The following is a 14,630-nucleotide window of genomic DNA, read 5'->3' as shown; positions in this document are numbered from 1 at the left end:
ATCTTTCCGTTTTCCAACCAACCGCCATTTTTTGGGGTCTGTTTAACGCTATGAAAATCCTTTTACGCTCCAATCTGCTGACGTTTTTTCTGACGACTACGCTGGCTTCTGCCTCCCTGTTTTCTTCCTGTGAGAAAAAGAATGTGGAATGTCAGGCCCCACCGCCCGAGCTAAGCCTGCTGCTTTCTTCGCCGCCTCTGGCCGTTGAGCAGACCAAAGTCAGTCTGTATTCCTATCAGAAAGGAGTCAAAACGCCCGCCCAGTACCTGCGTTTTTCGCCCCAAGAAGGCAACACTAGCAGCGGAACGCCCCTGCTGGTCAGCGCCGGGTCGCTGATTCAGGAAGCGCCCAAAGCGGATTCCGCGCAGTTTTATCTGGAATACAACGGCCAACTCGTCGGGCGGCTGCGGCTGGAGACGGTCAGAAACAACGACCGCTGCAACGGCTGGCAGCAGCTGACCAGGCTGACCTACAACCGTCAGGTAATCAGTCCGGTCAACTTCGCGTATCCGATCGTACTCAGGCCCTGATCAACGCCGGACCCAGTCGATAACAAATTGACAAGTTTGGGGGCATTCCGAAACTTCCGGGCGGCATTCCGTCTTTGGTGTACGTACACTTAATTCCATTCACACCAAAAACCGATTCGTATGGTCAACGTAGCCATCATCTATTACAGCGCGACCGGCACGACGTACCAACTTGCCCAGGCCGTTGCCGAAGGAGCCCGTCAGGCGGGAGCCGCGGAGGTGAAAATCCTGAAAGTGAAAGAACTGGCTCCGGAAGAAGCCATTGCTTCCAACGAAGGCTGGTCGGCTCACCGGCTCGAAACCCAGGACGTACCCGAAGCCACGCTGGCCGATCTGGAATGGGCCGATGCCATCATTCTGGGCGCCCCGACCCGGTACGGAATGCCCGCCGCCCAGCTCAAGCAGTTCATCGACGCCACCGGTCCGCTCTGGGGCCAGGGCAAGCTGGTAAACAAAATCTGCTCGGCCTTCACCAGTGCCGCCACCCTGCACGGCGGCCACGAAAGCACGATTCTCGCCCTCTCGAACACCTTCTACCACTGGGGTTCGATCATCGTCGCGCCGGGCTATGCCGACCCCATCCAATTTCAGTCGGGCAACCCCTACGGCGTTTCGTTCACCAGCCAGAACGGCACCCTCGACCCCGACGAAACCGCCCTGAACGCCGCCCGCTTCCAGGGCCGCCGGGTGGTGGAAGTGACGACGAGGTTTAAGAAATGATTGAATAATTGAATGACTGAATGACTGAGGCTCTGCCTCAATTTGAAATTTGCGGAGCTAATCACCGCGGCGGCGGACCGCTCATTCAGTCATTCAGTCATTCACTCACTCACTCATTTCTTACTCACAAACCGATTCCCCTTCACATAAAACCGGTACGGCAGGTCGGCGCCCTGGGTGATGCCGATGCGGGTGGTGGTGACCATTTCAAAATCGGGCAGTGGGCGGGCGCGGATGAACAGGGGGCCGGTTTCCAGGGAGGAGAAATTGTGCTCGCCGCGTTCGATGCCCATCGCGATGACGAGTTTGCCCGGACCGCTACACAGGCCCTGCAAGCCAAACGGCGTAGCCGGGTCGAGTCCGCGGCGCAGGCCCATGAGGTCCAGGCCTTCCGTCGGTTGCAGCGCCCGGATGAGCACCGCCTCCCCGATTCCTTCCGGACCGCTGACGATGTTCACGCAATGGTACATACCGTAGATCTGGTACACGTACAGCGTCCCCGGCGGGCCGAACATGGCGGCGTTGCGGGGCGTTTTTTTGCGGTACGCATGGCAGGCCGGATCGCCCCAGAGATAAGCTTCCGTTTCGACGATGAGACCCGCCGTGCGGCCGTCCGCGTTCTCGTGGACCAGCTCGCAGCCCAGCAGCTGCCGGGCCAGCGTCAGGGTGTCGTGCTGCTCGTAAAAGGAAAGAGGTAATTTCATGGGCTGAATTTCCGGCAAAGGCGCCAGGAGGCGAAGAACTTTCAAAAAAAGCTATTGTCCTGCCGCTTTGCCCGTCCGCTTTTGTAACTTGGCGACCGACATCCATTCCCACTTCTTTCACAAACTATGAAAAATGTCCTCGTAGTTGGGTTGGGCAAGGTCGGCTCTCTGGTAGGCATCCTGCTCAACAAACGATTCAGCGTGACGGGCTTCGACCGGCAAAAACCCGTTTACGAACTTCCTTTCCCGGTCGTGTCGGGCGACGTCACCGACGAAGCGGCCATCCGGCAGACCCTCGGCGCTTTCGATGCCGTGGTATCCTGCCTGCCCTACAACCTCAACCTGCCCATTGCCCGCGCCGCGCACGAACTCGGCGTTCATTATTTCGACCTGACGGAAGACGTTCCGACGACTACGGCCATCCGCGAAATGGCCAAAACGTCCCGGTCGGTCATGGCGCCGCAGTGCGGGCTGGCACCGGGCCTGATTGGCATCGTCGGGGCCGATTTAGCCAAACGCTTCACCCAGCTGCGGGATATTGAACTGCGCGTGGGTGCCCTGCCCCGCTACCCGAACGGCCTGCTCGGCTATTCGTTCACCTGGTCACCGGCGGGCGTCATCAACGAGTACCTAAACGACTGCGAAGTGATCGCTAACGGCGTCGGCAAGATGGTTCCGGCGCTGGACGGCATTGAGGTGATCAACATCGAAGGGCAGGAATTTGAGGCCTTCAGCACCTCGGGCGGCCTCGGCACCATGTGCGAAACCTTCGCCGGGCAGGTAGACACGCTCAATTACAAGACGATCCGTTACCCCGGCCACGCGAAGCTGATGCGCTTTCTGCTGTATGAACTGATTCTGAAAAACAAGCGTGAACTGGCCGAGCAGATTCTGACCGAAGCCAAACCGCCGGTGCAGGAAGACGTGGTTTACGTCTACGCCGTCGTGGAAGGCTGGAAAGACGGTGTGCTGGAACGCGAAGAATTTTACCGGGCCTATCACCCGCGCCAGATCGACGGGCAGCACTGGCGGGCCATCTCCTGGACCACCGCCGGTTCGGTCGCCGCCGTGGTCGAACTCGTCGCCGACGGCCTCCTGCCCCAGCAGGGCTTCCTCAAGCAGGAAGAAATCCCCTTCGACGCCTTCCTCGAAACCCGGAACGGACAGTTTTTCCGGCGGGAAAAAGCCCAAATTGAATTATAAGTTAAGAGTTAAGAGTTAAAAATTAAAAGTAGGGCTCCGCCAGGCAAAAGTCCTGAATCAGCGGAGCCCTACTTTTAATTTTTAACTCTTAACTCTTAATTTTAAATCACGTTCATCGTCTGCTCCTTGATCTTTTCCAGTTCGTCCTTCATCTGCACGACCAGGCGCTGGATGGCGGCGTCGTTGGCTTTGGAGCCGATGGTGTTGATTTCGCGGCCGATTTCCTGCGAAATGAAGTTTAGTTTTTTGCCGTTGGCCTCTTCCGTGGACAGCACTTCGAGGAAGTAATCGAGGTGATTTTTCAGCCGGACTTTTTCTTCCGAAATCTCGAATTTCTCGACGTAGTACACCAGTTCCTGCTCGAAGCGGTTCTGGTCGAAATCCTCATTGCCGAGCAGGTCGGTGACCATCGTCCGGATGCGTTCCCGCACGGCCGGAATCCGCCGGGCATCCTGTTCGTCCACCAGCGCCAGGCGGTCGCTGATGGCGGCGATGTACTCCCGGAATTTCACTTCAAGGGCGTTGCCTTCCTGCTGGCGGAACTCGTCGCAGCGGCGGATGGCTTCGTGCACGGCGCTCTGAATGGCTTCCCAATCGCCACTGGCGCTCTCGGGCGAGGCGACCGTTTCGGTCAGGTAGGCGTTCGGCTGCTGCAGGGCCAGGCGAAACAGTTCGTGGTCCGGAATGGTCAGGAGCATGCCGTTGGCCGTCTGGCGCAGATCGCCGAGGTAAGCCTCCACCAGCGGCCGGTTGACCGACACGCCGGGGCGCAGATCGGCCGTACGGCTGATGTTCAGCGACAGTTCTACCTTGCCGCGCTCCAGCTTGTGGGTCAGCAGGTTACGAAGTTCGATTTCCTTGTCGGAGTACTGTTTGGGAATGCGGCAGTAGATGTCCAGAAATTTGGAATTCAGCGTTTTGAGCTCCGCCGTGACCGTAAGGCCCTCTGCCTCCTGCGTCGCACTGCCGAACCCGGTCATGGATTTGAGCATATTTCAGGTTGTGTGTTTTTGGTTCGATCAGTTCCGTTCACCTTTGAGGGCTTCCTGACCAATCGTTTTCTTTAATGCATTCGTTTCGAGTTCGGCCGCCTCTTTGCGCGTGCGGGCAATGTCGCAGGCCAGGAAGATCGCCTGGAGCATGGAATTTTCGTCGGCCAGGTTTTTCCCGGCTATGTCGTAGGCGGTGCCGTGGTCGGGAGACGTCCGGACGATGGGCAGGCCCGCCGTAAAGTTGACGCCCTCATCGAACGCCAGCGTTTTGAACGGAATCAGGCCCTGGTCGTGGTACATCGCCAGCACGGCGTCGTACTTCCGGTAGCCCTGCGTGCCGAAGAAGCCGTCGGACGGGAAGGGGCCGTAGATCAGCTGGCCTTTCTGCCGCAGTTCGTTGATGAGCGGAATCAGAATTTCCTGTTCCTCGTTGCCCAGCAGCCCGTTTTCGCCCGCGTGCGGGTTGAGGCCCAGCACGGCGATCCGCGGCTTGCGAATCCCGAAATCGTTCCGCAGCGAAGCGTACATCAGGTTCAGTTTCTGCAAAACCCGCTCGCGCGTGATCGACGAACGGACGCGGCCCAGCGGAATGTGCCCCGTCACGACCCCCACCCGGAGCTGCGGACTCACCAGAAACATCAGATTTTCCCGGTTTTCAAACTGGGCGGCAAAGTACTCGGTATGTCCGGGAAACTTAAACTCCTCGTTCTGAATGTTGTGCTTGTTGATGGGCGCCGTGACCACCGCGTGGAGGTGACCCGCTTTCAGGTCTTCGGTAGCCCGCTGCAGACAGGCTAAAGCGGCCGCCCCGGCCTCCGGTGTCACTTTGCCGGGCTGAATATCGCTGTTCTGACCGTTCTGGTTCTGCTCGTTCCAGCAGGTAATGACGTTGGTCAGGCGGTGGTTAGCCCCGCTTACCTGCTGAATGCCGTTCAGGTTCCAGTCCTTGATCGGGAGTCCCGCCTGGTGCAGTATATTTTTATACCGGTTCAATACCCGCATGGAGCCGTAGATGACCGGGGTGCAAATCTTCTGCAAACGATTGTTTTGCAGAGCCTTAAGGATTACTTCCGGCCCGACGCCGTTGTAATCGCCGAGCGTGATGCCGATGACCAGCCGGTCTTCGGGGTTAATGCGTTCGGGGTTGTTACGGTTAGCATTCTGCCGATCCTGACCCTGCCGGTCCTGACCGTTTTTTTCTGATCCGCCCCATTCCTGCCCATTATCCAACTGACGCTCGTTTTTTCGTTCCGATTGGCGCTGTTCCATTTACATTTGTTAGTTTCGCCGAAGAAATTTTGAATGATTGAATGACGGATTGGCAGTCCGCCGCTGCGGTAAGTAGCTTCACCAATCTCAGGATAGCGGAGCTATTCAGTCATTCAATCATTCAAAATTTAACTTTTCCCTGCAAGTTACAAAAACCTACGGATGTCCGACCAACAGCCGACCATTCTGATTGCCGACGAAATGCACCCGTCGCTTTTCCCAATGCTCGAAGGAGCGCATGTTCAGTTTGATTATCAGCCGACCATCAACCGGGAGGGTCTGCTGGAACAGTTAGCCCGGTACGAAGGGCTTTTTATACGCAGTAAAACCAAAGTGGACGCCTCCCTGCTGGAAGCCGGGCCCCGGCTCCGCTTCATCGGCCGGGCCGGAGCCGGGCTGGACCTGATCGATCTGGCCGAAACGAGCCGCCGGGGTATCCGGGTGTTTCATGCCGGAACCGGCAACCGCGATGCCGTCGCCGAGCATACCGTCGGGATGGTGCTGGGTCTGCTGGCGAACCTGTTCAAAGCCGACCGCGAGGTGCGGCGGGGCGTCTGGGACCGGGAAGGCAACCGCGGGTACGAGCTGGGCAGCCTCACCTGGGGCATCATCGGCTACGGCAACAACGGCAGCGCCACCGCCCGCCGGTTGTCGGGCTTCGGCTGCCGGGTGCTTGGTTACGATAAATACCGGAGTGGTTACGGCGACGCCTACGCGCAGGAGGTGTCTATGGAGGAGATTTTCAGCCAGGCCGACCTCGTCAGCCTCCACATTCCCCTCACCTCCGAAACGCGACATATGGTGGACGACGAATGGATCGCCCGGTTTGCGAAGCCGTTTTACTTCGTGAACATCGCCCGGGGCGAAATCGCTTCGCTGTCGTCCATCGTCCGGGGACTGGAATCCGGGAAGATACGCGGTGCCTGTCTGGACGTGCTGGAAAACGAAAAGCTCCAGAAACTGACACCCGAGCAGCAGGCCGCCTTCGACTACCTCCGCCAGTCGGAGAAGGTAGTACTGACGCCGCACGTGGCGGGCTGGACGCACGAAAGCTACGTCCGCATCAACGAGGTGCTGGTGCAGCAGTTACAGGAACTTCTATGAAAGTACTCTTTTTCCTTCTCTTCCCTGTTTTGGCACTCGGTCAATCCCTGCACGCGAATCTGAACCGCTACCTCGGCACGCTGCCGCCCGCGGCGCGCGTAAGCCTGGCGGTCCGGTCGCTGGCCGATACGACGGCCTTTTACCAGCGGGCCGACGAGCGCCTGCCGTCCGCCAGCCTCATCAAGCTGCCGATTATGGTGGAAGCGATGGAAGCCGTTCGGGATGGCCGGCTGAACCCCGACGAAATTTACATCCTCCAGGATTCCGACAAAGTGGGCGGCTCGGGCGTACTGCAAACCTACCAGCACCGGAGCCGCATCGCCTACCGCGACCTCATCACGCTGATGATGACGCTGAGCGACAACACGGCAACCAACATTCTGCTCCGCGATCTGGGCATGAAGGCCGTCAACGACCGGATGCGCACGCTCGGCCTGACGCAGAGCCAGCTGAACCGGATGATGATGGATACAGCCGCCGTCGCGCGGGGCGTGGAAAATTACGTCACCGCCCGCGAGCTGAACGGCCTGCTGGTCCAGATCTACCGCGGGCAGGTCGGTACGGCGCCGCTTTGTGAACAGATGCTCGACATCCTCAAACGCAACGAAGACACGCTCACCATTCCGCGCCTGCTGCCCAAAACCGTCGCCGTGGCGCACAAAACCGGGACGCTGGCCTACGTGCGGGGCGATGCCGGGATTGTCTACGCCCGCCGCCCGTTTGTGCTGTCGGTGCTGGTGCAGGGCCTGACGACCGCCGAGGCCGAGCGGGTCATCGGCGAGCTGGCGGCGGAATGCTTTGCCGTTTTTAACCGTTAGGCAGAAAACAGCCATACCATCCATGACCTTCGCCAGCCGCGCCATCGACTATTATTTCCAGCTGAACGAACCCGACCACCTGCCGCCGGGCGTTTCGGTCCTGAATCCGTACCGGCAGCCCGCCGTTCAGGATGTGGTCCGGCGATTTTTCACCCGCTTTTTCGACGATACCCGTCCCCGCGTGTTCATCCTCGGCATTAATCCGGGCCGGTTTGGGGCGGGCATCACGGGCGTTTCGTTCACGTCGGCGCAGAATCTGGCGACCTACTGCGGCATCGACAACGACCTTCCCAAACGGCTGGAGGTATCGAGCCGGTTTGTGTACCAGGTGGTTGAAGCATTTGGCGGGGCGGCGGAATTTTACGGCCATTTCTTCATCACCTCGCTGTATCCGCTGGCGCTCGTACGGGAAGGGAAGAATTACAATTTTTACGACGACCGGGCTACCACCACGGCGCTTTGGCCCGCCATCGCCGAAACCGTCCGGACGCAGCTGACCTTCGGCGGGCGGCGGGATGTGGCCGTCTGTCTGGGCCGCAAGAACGAAACCTACCTCCGCCGCCTCAACGAGCAGCACGGCTTTTTCGACCGCATCCTGACGCTGGACCATCCGCGCTACATTCTGCAGTACCGAAACCGGGATGTCGATGCCTACCGGGAGGCGTACATCCGGACGCTGGCGGACTGTCTGGCATAAAAAAAGCCCGCTTCCGGCCGGAAGCGGGCTGTAGCCTGGAAAGCCACTATTTATATTTTCTTAAACTCCAGCGTCAGCGTCACGGTCTCGGTCTTGCCGTCGCCGTCGAAATCGTCCGTCTCCTTAACGCTCCAGTTCATGGTATCGCCGTTACGCGAGAAATCGTAGGTTTCCGACCCGCTGGCGTCGGTCAGCGTAATCTTGTTATTTTCGACTTTCCACTTGGCGGTGTTGTCAACCGGATTAAGGTTTTCGAAGTCAGCGCTGGAAGCACATTTCGGAGATTCGGCGACAGCCACGGAGCCGTTGCTGTTAAACGTATAACGGGTTTCGGTAAAGCACGTTACATCGTCGGCATATTCCGGAAACTGGGTAGCCACCTGCTTCAGGGTCGCCACCGCGTCACTGGTCGGAACCCCGATGTCAAACAAGTCGAAAGCCGGGTCGAACCGCAGGGCGTTGATGCGCCAGCTGCCTTCGGCCGAGTTGGGAGAGGTTACGTCGTTTTCCTTTTTGCAGCTGGCAAGCCAGAGGGGCAGAACCAGCAGCAGCAGGGCTGTCCAGCCGGCAGGGATGCGTAGAATGGATTTTGAGTACATGGTGAAAAATTTGGGGAAGGTATAATGGATGACGAATAAACGGCCTCAAAATTGCGAAATACTAAAAAGAAGTTTTCCGGAAAGTGGATGAATGATGCATTCTTTGATTGAACGGTCAAGATGTCCGGGCTTTCCGGCTTAATTTGTCTGCAGATGCTTGAAATAGGCTGCAGGCGGGGAATTTGTAAATTTTAATAAATCTAAATGCGGCAAACTATATTTTCTTAGTATACTAAGAGGTACATTTGTAGTTCTTTAAAGAACAAAAGAGGTAACTAACACACCATTGATTGTCAATAGAAAAGACGATGAACTCTAGCTATTGCAAGACAAATAATAATTGACGGCTGACCGGATATGAATTGGAATGAATTTTTCCAGGCCTATAATCAGGTTGAGTCGGATTCTGACAACACACCGGATATTGCGGCCTGCGTTACCCTGATAAAAAAATTTACGGGAGCCGACCGAATTTGTATTCTGCGCTGGTATCAGGATTCTCTCTGTGACTTACTGTTTGCCTCGCCTTCGTACATGCTGCCGGGGGTATTTCCGTGCCGGGCAGCGGCCCAGACCCGCGATCAGCTGATTCCGGAGGAACTGCCCCAGTCGCTCCGGTTCTTTTTCGGTAATGAATATACGCTGTTCAGTCACGCCCTTTTTCACCCCTCGCTCAACGGCTGGATTCTGATCAGCTGGAATCAGCCGCCGCTTCAGTCGGACGATGATCTGCGGATGGCCCTGCGGTGGCTTCAGGATAAAATTCTGCTTCAGGTCATGTCCCAGCACGTGGTCGGGCTGAACCAGCAGCTGGAATCGCGGTTCCGGATGGCGTCTCAGGGCCTCATCCAGATCAACGAAATTGCCAATTCGGTCTGGCTCAACCCGGCGGCGGCCGATCTGCTGGAGCTGCCCAACCACCATTCCGAGCATACCGTCAACTCTGTTTTTTCGGCCATTCTGGCCCTGCTCAGCCGCAGCAAACAGGCCTTCGGCAACCAGCTGGAGCTGATGCAATTGCTGCTCGACCCCAATTTTGAAATAAAAGACCGCATTCTGGATTTGGGGAATAAAGTCATAAGTGTTACTTCGCACCCGATCCGGACCAACGACTTCCGGGGCCGTCAGTGGATGTTCAACGACATCTCTGAACTATTCTGGGCTAATCGGCACCTTATGGAACAACACAACAGTCTGACCCACAAAAATGAAGAATTGGCAGAAGTCAATCGCGAAATTGAAAGTCTGATCAGTGTCATTGCCCACGATTTGAAGTCCCCGCTGGCAACCATTGCCGCCATTTTTCACTCTCTGATGAGCAGCCATAACCTGGACGAGGAACAGCAGGAGAACATCGAATATGGCCTCAAAACGGTGCGCCGGGGCGTTGACCTCATCAACAGCATTGTCTTCTATAACTCCCTGGTTTATTCCGAACAGCCGCTGCAGATCAGCGAAATCGAACTCGACGACCTCATCGAATCGCTCATCAGCGGGTACCAGGTCCAGGCCATCCAGAAAGACATAACGCTGCACGTCAACAAGCCGCCCCAGCCCATTATCCTGCATTCCGATTTTGAACTGGTCGTGCGGATTCTGGACAACCTCATCAGCAACGCCTTGAAATTCACCCCCATCGGCCGGAACATCTACATTTCGGTCGACGAATACAATGAGCGCTGCTACATCTCCATCCGGGACGAGGGCCCGGGCATTCAGCCGGACGAGCGGCACAAGCTTTTCAAACGGTTTCAGCGCCTGTCGGCCCGCCCGACCAACAACGAAAGCTCGTCCGGTCTGGGCCTTTCCATCGTGAAGGCGCTGTCCGACAAACTCGGCGCTACCATTGAGGTGGACTCACCGGAAATCGGCGGCACGGTGTTTCGGTTGGGCCTGCCCCTGCGCTCCGACTCCGTTCCGGAGCCCCAGCCGGTAGCGGTATCGTAAGGGCACGTCCAAACGGAGCAAAGTGACAAAGGAGGCGGGCATTGCCGTCGTGCGGTTGTAAAGTGACTTAGATATTTGCTACTTTGTCAATCCGTTACTTTGCCTCTTTTACCAAATGCTGATAACCACTACTCCCAACATCGAGGGCAAACGCATCACTCAGTACCTCGGACTGGCCAACGGCGAAGCCATCATTGGCTCCAACCTCATCAAAGACTTTTTTGCCAGCGTCCGCGACGTGGTCGGCGGACGTTCGGGCGCCTACGAGCAAGCCCTGCGCGAAGCCAAGGGCATCGCCATTTCCGAAATGATCGAACAGGCCCAGCGCCTCGGCGCCAACGCCATCATCGCCGTCGACCTCGACTACCAGACCATCGGCAACAACGGCGGCCTGCTCATGGTCAGCGCCAACGGAACGGCGGTGGTCGTAGAATAGTTAAAAATTAAAAGTTAAGAGTTAAAGGTATGCTCCGCTCAGATAGGTGTCATTCCCAAGCGGAGCATACTTTTAACTCTTAACTTTTAATTCTTAATTTTTAAAACTGGTCCTCGTCCTCTTCTTCTCCGAACCGCGTTCCGGGGTTGAACATGGAGCCGAGCAGGTCTTTGAACTGCTGACCGGTATCCAGGGACTTTTTCCCGATGAGCGAGTGTTCGGCAAGACCGTGGAGGGCAAACTCCATCATGAACAGCTTTTCCTGACGGCCCAGCCGCTGGTGGTACTGATCCACCAGGTCGTCGAGGCCGTCGATGGTGCGCAGGCGGGCTTCGTAATCACGGGTGGAAAGGTCGTTGAGAACTTCCATGACGTTGCCATCTCCGAACCAGTCCGTAATTTTCTTGTACGGATTGCCCCGCTTGTCTTTCTTGGCCTTCTCCGGGTTCGGGAAGTAATTCAGAAACTGGTTGCGGATGGCTTTGCCGATCAGGTTCTGGGCCACAATGACCGGACCTTCCACTTCGCCTTCGTACACCAGTTCCACCTTGCCGCAGATCGAAGGCACCACGCCGTACAGATCCGCCACGCGGACGTAGGTTTCCTTTTCGCTATTGAGCAGCGCCCGCCGTTCGGCCGCCGAGAGCAGGTTTTCGTAAGCCGAAATAGTCAGACGGGCCGAAACGCCGCTTTTGGCATCCACATACTCACTGCCCCGCGCCTCAATCGCCACCTGCTCGATCAGGTCCGCCACCAGATCGTTGGTCTTCACCAGCCCTTTCTGCTCTGTTTTGATGATGGCTTCCTGCTGGGTGATTTTCTTACCGATTTCGAGCGATTTCGGGTAGTGCGTCACAATCTGGCTGTCGATCCGGTCTTTCAGCGGCGTCACGATGCTGCCCCGGTTCGTATAGTCTTCCGGGTTCGCCGTAAAGACGAACTGGATGTCGAGGGGCAGCCGCAGCTTGAAGCCCCGAATCTGGATGTCGCCTTCCTGGAGAATGTTAAACAGCGACACCTGAATACGGGCCTGTAAATCAGGCAGTTCGTTGATGACAAAAATACAGCGGTGCGAACGGGGAATGAGTCCAAAGTGGATCGTCCGTTCGTCGGAGTACGGCAGTTTCAGCGTTGCCGCCTTAATGGGGTCCACGTCGCCGATCAGGTCGGCCACCGACACATCGGGCGTTGCCAGCTTTTCGGTGTAGCGATCGTCGCGGTGCAGCCACGAAACCGGCGTCATATCGCCCCGCTCCTGCACCAGCGCGCGGGCATGGTGGGAAAGCGGCTGCAGCGGGTCATCGTTCAGTTCCGACCCTTCCACCACGGGAATGTACTCGTCCAGCAGGTTCACCATCAGGCGGGCAATCCGGGTTTTGGCCTGGCCGCGCAGCCCGAGCAGGTTGATATGGTGCATGGACAGAATCGCCCGTTCAACTTCCGGAATCACTGTATCTTCGTAACCCCAGATGCCGGGAAAAACCGCTTCTTTAGCACGGATTTTGTCAATAAGATTATCGCGAAGTTCCTGTTTGATAGATTTTGTCTGATAGCCCGCCTTTTTGAGGTCGCCAAGGGTTTTAATTTGCAGTAAATCCTTTGCTTTTAGATTTCGGTAGCTCATTCAATCGGGGTTTTGGTTGGTGGAGGTATCCGGACAGGTAAACAGGCTTTTCAGGCAAATGGTTTTTGCTTGGCTAATTTGGTTAAATTTACGGCAAGATGCCGGTTTCGTGCGTTTGTGATGCTCTGTATGCGAATAAAATTCTCCCTTGTCGGTCTCCTTTTCCTGCTCCTCACTCAGGTTTCCTGCCGGGTCAAAAACTACCCGCCTGAAGTCTGGCGCATCACGCCGACCAGCGCACGCATCGGTGAAGACATCACGCTCACGGGGGCCAAGTTCGGCGACAGCCCGGCCGTGACGTTCGGCGTTTCCGGGACCACGGTCTCCGCCGCCGTCAAATCGGCCACGGACCAATCCGTGATCGTCACCGTTCCGCGGATGCCGCTCGGCCAGACGCTCATTCAGCTTTCCAACAGCGAAGGGGCCTCCGAACCGCTATCCTTTACGGTGCTGCAACCCGCCCCGACCATTACGGCGGTCAGCCCGGACTACGGGCTTTCCGGCAATACCATCACCCTGACCGGCGATTTCCTCGACCAGCTTCGGGGCATCCGGGTGGGCGGCATCCCCGTCACGGTCATTTCCGACTCGACGCAGAAATCCGTTAAATTTCAGATTCCGCAAAACATCGGGCGCGGCCCGTCCAACATCACCCTGACTACTTCCGGCGGTCAGGTTTCCTCCGAATTTCTGGTGGCCGGGGTTCCCGAGATCACATCCTTTACGCCCAGACGCGCCCGGCCCGGCTCCGAAATCGTGATTCAGGGCCGCAACTTTACGGGCGGCGTAGTGCAGATTGGCGGGGTGGTGGTCGATGTCAACGTGACCGGTATTCAGGACGAAATCATCCGCACCTATGTGCCGCAGACGGCCCGCTCCGGCCGGATCGTCATTACGACCTACAACCGACTGACGGCCACCAGCGGCGACAGCCTGGTCATCGTGAGCCCTCCGGCCGTCAGCAACATCAGCCCGAACGAGGGCGTCCGCGGCGACAAGTTCATCCTGACGGGTCTGAATCTGCTCGACATCAGCCGCGTCATTTTTGGCAACCTCGAAGCGCCGTTCCGGGTGTTGAGCAATACCCAGCTGGAGGTAACGGTTCCGGACGTAACGCAGTCCGGCGAGTTTCCGATCAACGTCAACGGCGTAGGCGGCTCGGCCAGCAGCGCGGTCAATTTCTTCGTGGCCTTTCTGCCCGCCAACATTTCGTTCAGCCCCGACCGCGTCAAACCCGGCGACCAACTGACGATCACCGGCCAGAACCTGAACCGGATTCGGGAAGTGAAAATCGGCGATCAGGTCGCTACCATCGCGAGCCGGACGGAAGGCTCCGCCGTGCGCGTAACGGTGCCGGCCAGTGCGACCTCGGCGACGGTCAGCGTCACCAACCGCGCCGGAACCGCCACATCGAGCCGCACCCTGACGGTTGTTCAGCGGCCTGTCATCACGGACTTTACCAACCGGGCGGCCGTGGGTGGACGGGTTACGATAAAAGGCGATTATCTGAAAGATGCCGACGTATTTTTCACCGGCAGCACCACCGCCGCGGCTTTCGACGGGCGGAATACAGAGGAGGAAATCTGGGTGAAAGTGCCGGCCGATGCCGACAGCGGCCCGGTCCGGGTGGTCAATCCGGCGGGCACCACCACGACCGGAACGGCCTTTACGGTGCTGAAGCCCCTGTCCGGCCTCGCCTTCTCACCCGATTCGGCTAAAGCAGGCGGCACCATCACCATCACCGGCGTAAACCTGAACACGGTAACGTCCGTCAAATTCAGCAACGGCGCGTCTTCCACGGCGACCTTCCGCCTCAGCGGCACAAGCCTCATTGTCACCGTTCCCGCCGACGCCAAAAACGGCCCCATCTGCCTGACAAATGCGGCCGGGACCGTGTGCACGACGAAAGGGTTTGTGGTGGAATAGTCAGGACCGGGATTACACAGATTTAGGGATTAACTGTGATGCTTTGCCTCAATTAGAATCA

At 57.5% G+C, this 14,630-nt stretch carries 14 protein-coding genes; 9 read left to right on the top strand and 5 right to left on the bottom strand.

The features are described 5' to 3' along the window. The first annotated feature begins 50 nt into the window (after window positions 1–50). Together ORG26_RS20100 and wrbA are read left to right on the top strand one after the other, a co-directional pair. Window positions 51–530, top strand: a complete 480-nt coding sequence (locus tag ORG26_RS20100; protein ID WP_266364988.1) for a hypothetical protein — start codon at window positions 51–53, stop codon at window positions 528–530. 120 nt (window positions 531–650) lie between these two features. Next, complete coding sequence (gene wrbA, locus ORG26_RS20095) at window positions 651–1,250, top strand: NAD(P)H:quinone oxidoreductase (protein ID WP_266364986.1); 600 nt, start codon at window positions 651–653, stop codon at window positions 1,248–1,250. 113 nt (window positions 1,251–1,363) lie between these two features. On the opposite strand, the gene ORG26_RS20090 is transcribed toward wrbA, so the two are convergent. Then, window positions 1,364–1,954 (bottom strand): DNA-3-methyladenine glycosylase, encoded by a 591-nt coding sequence (locus tag ORG26_RS20090; RefSeq protein WP_266364984.1) that lies wholly within the window; start codon window positions 1,952–1,954, stop codon window positions 1,364–1,366. Between the two features lie 126 nt (window positions 1,955–2,080). Here ORG26_RS20090 and ORG26_RS20085 point away from each other — a divergent pair, with 126 nt between their 5' ends. Beyond that, window positions 2,081–3,157 carry a saccharopine dehydrogenase family protein gene (locus tag ORG26_RS20085; RefSeq protein ID WP_266364981.1) on the top strand — a complete coding sequence of 359 codons (1,077 nt, stop codon included), beginning with the start codon at window positions 2,081–2,083 and terminating at the stop codon, window positions 3,155–3,157. Window positions 3,158–3,258: 101 nt separating this feature from the next. Here the strand turns inward: ORG26_RS20085 and ORG26_RS20080 are convergent, their stop codons facing one another. Both ORG26_RS20080 and pdxA read right to left on the bottom strand, forming a co-directional pair. Next, window positions 3,259–4,149 carry a YicC/YloC family endoribonuclease gene (locus tag ORG26_RS20080; RefSeq protein WP_266364979.1) on the bottom strand — a complete coding sequence of 297 codons (891 nt, stop codon included), beginning with the start codon at window positions 4,147–4,149 and terminating at the stop codon, window positions 3,259–3,261. Window positions 4,150–4,176: 27 nt separating this feature from the next. Continuing rightward, entirely contained in the window at window positions 4,177–5,418 is a 1,242-nt protein-coding gene (pdxA, locus tag ORG26_RS20075) for a 4-hydroxythreonine-4-phosphate dehydrogenase PdxA (RefSeq protein WP_266364977.1), read from the bottom strand. A 162-nt stretch (window positions 5,419–5,580) separates the two neighbouring features. On the opposite strand from pdxA, the gene ORG26_RS20070 reads away from it, so the two are divergent. The 3 genes from ORG26_RS20070 to ORG26_RS20060 are packed head-to-tail and all read left to right on the top strand — an operon-like array spanning window position 5,581 to window position 8,037. Continuing rightward, on the top strand, window positions 5,581–6,522 hold the full coding sequence (locus ORG26_RS20070) for a 2-hydroxyacid dehydrogenase (RefSeq protein WP_266364975.1): 942 nt from the start codon (window positions 5,581–5,583) through the stop codon (window positions 6,520–6,522). A gap of 29 nt (window positions 6,523–6,551) precedes the next feature. After that, window positions 6,552–7,340, top strand: coding sequence for a serine hydrolase (locus ORG26_RS20065; RefSeq protein ID WP_266364973.1), 789 nt, complete (start codon window positions 6,552–6,554; stop codon window positions 7,338–7,340). A gap of 22 nt (window positions 7,341–7,362) precedes the next feature. Continuing rightward, window positions 7,363–8,037: a uracil-DNA glycosylase family protein gene (locus ORG26_RS20060; RefSeq protein WP_266364971.1), complete on the top strand. Its 675-nt coding sequence runs from the start codon at window positions 7,363–7,365 to the stop codon at window positions 8,035–8,037. 50 nt (window positions 8,038–8,087) lie between these two features. Here ORG26_RS20060 and ORG26_RS20055 read toward each other — a convergent pair whose 3' ends face one another. Next, a complete protein-coding gene (locus ORG26_RS20055; protein WP_266364969.1) occupies window positions 8,088–8,636 on the bottom strand; it encodes a lipocalin family protein in 549 nt (182 codons plus the stop codon). A gap of 357 nt (window positions 8,637–8,993) precedes the next feature. Between ORG26_RS20055 and ORG26_RS20050 the strand changes: the two genes are divergently transcribed. Together ORG26_RS20050 and ORG26_RS20045 are read left to right on the top strand one after the other, a co-directional pair. Beyond that, a complete protein-coding gene (locus ORG26_RS20050; protein WP_266364967.1) occupies window positions 8,994–10,583 on the top strand; it encodes a sensor histidine kinase in 1,590 nt (529 codons plus the stop codon). Between the two features lie 115 nt (window positions 10,584–10,698). Next, window positions 10,699–11,019, top strand: a complete 321-nt coding sequence (locus tag ORG26_RS20045) for a heavy metal-binding domain-containing protein (protein WP_266364965.1) — start codon at window positions 10,699–10,701, stop codon at window positions 11,017–11,019. A 100-nt stretch (window positions 11,020–11,119) separates the two neighbouring features. On the opposite strand, the gene ORG26_RS20040 is transcribed toward ORG26_RS20045, so the two are convergent. After that, the gene (locus ORG26_RS20040; protein ID WP_266364963.1) at window positions 11,120–12,643 is read right to left on the bottom strand and encodes a P-loop NTPase family protein; all 1,524 of its coding nucleotides are present in this window, start codon (window positions 12,641–12,643) and stop codon (window positions 11,120–11,122) included. A 129-nt stretch (window positions 12,644–12,772) separates the two neighbouring features. On the opposite strand from ORG26_RS20040, the gene ORG26_RS20035 reads away from it, so the two are divergent. Next, window positions 12,773–14,569 carry an IPT/TIG domain-containing protein gene (locus ORG26_RS20035; RefSeq protein WP_266364961.1) on the top strand — a complete coding sequence of 599 codons (1,797 nt, stop codon included), beginning with the start codon at window positions 12,773–12,775 and terminating at the stop codon, window positions 14,567–14,569. Window positions 14,570–14,630: the final 61 nt, after the last annotated feature.

It is taken from the genome of Tellurirhabdus rosea (genome assembly GCF_026278345.1).
Taxonomy (GTDB): domain Bacteria; phylum Bacteroidota; class Bacteroidia; order Cytophagales; family Spirosomataceae; genus Tellurirhabdus; species Tellurirhabdus rosea.
Note: the sequence above shows the minus strand (reverse complement) of the source record. Positions and strands in the feature narration are given on the sequence as shown.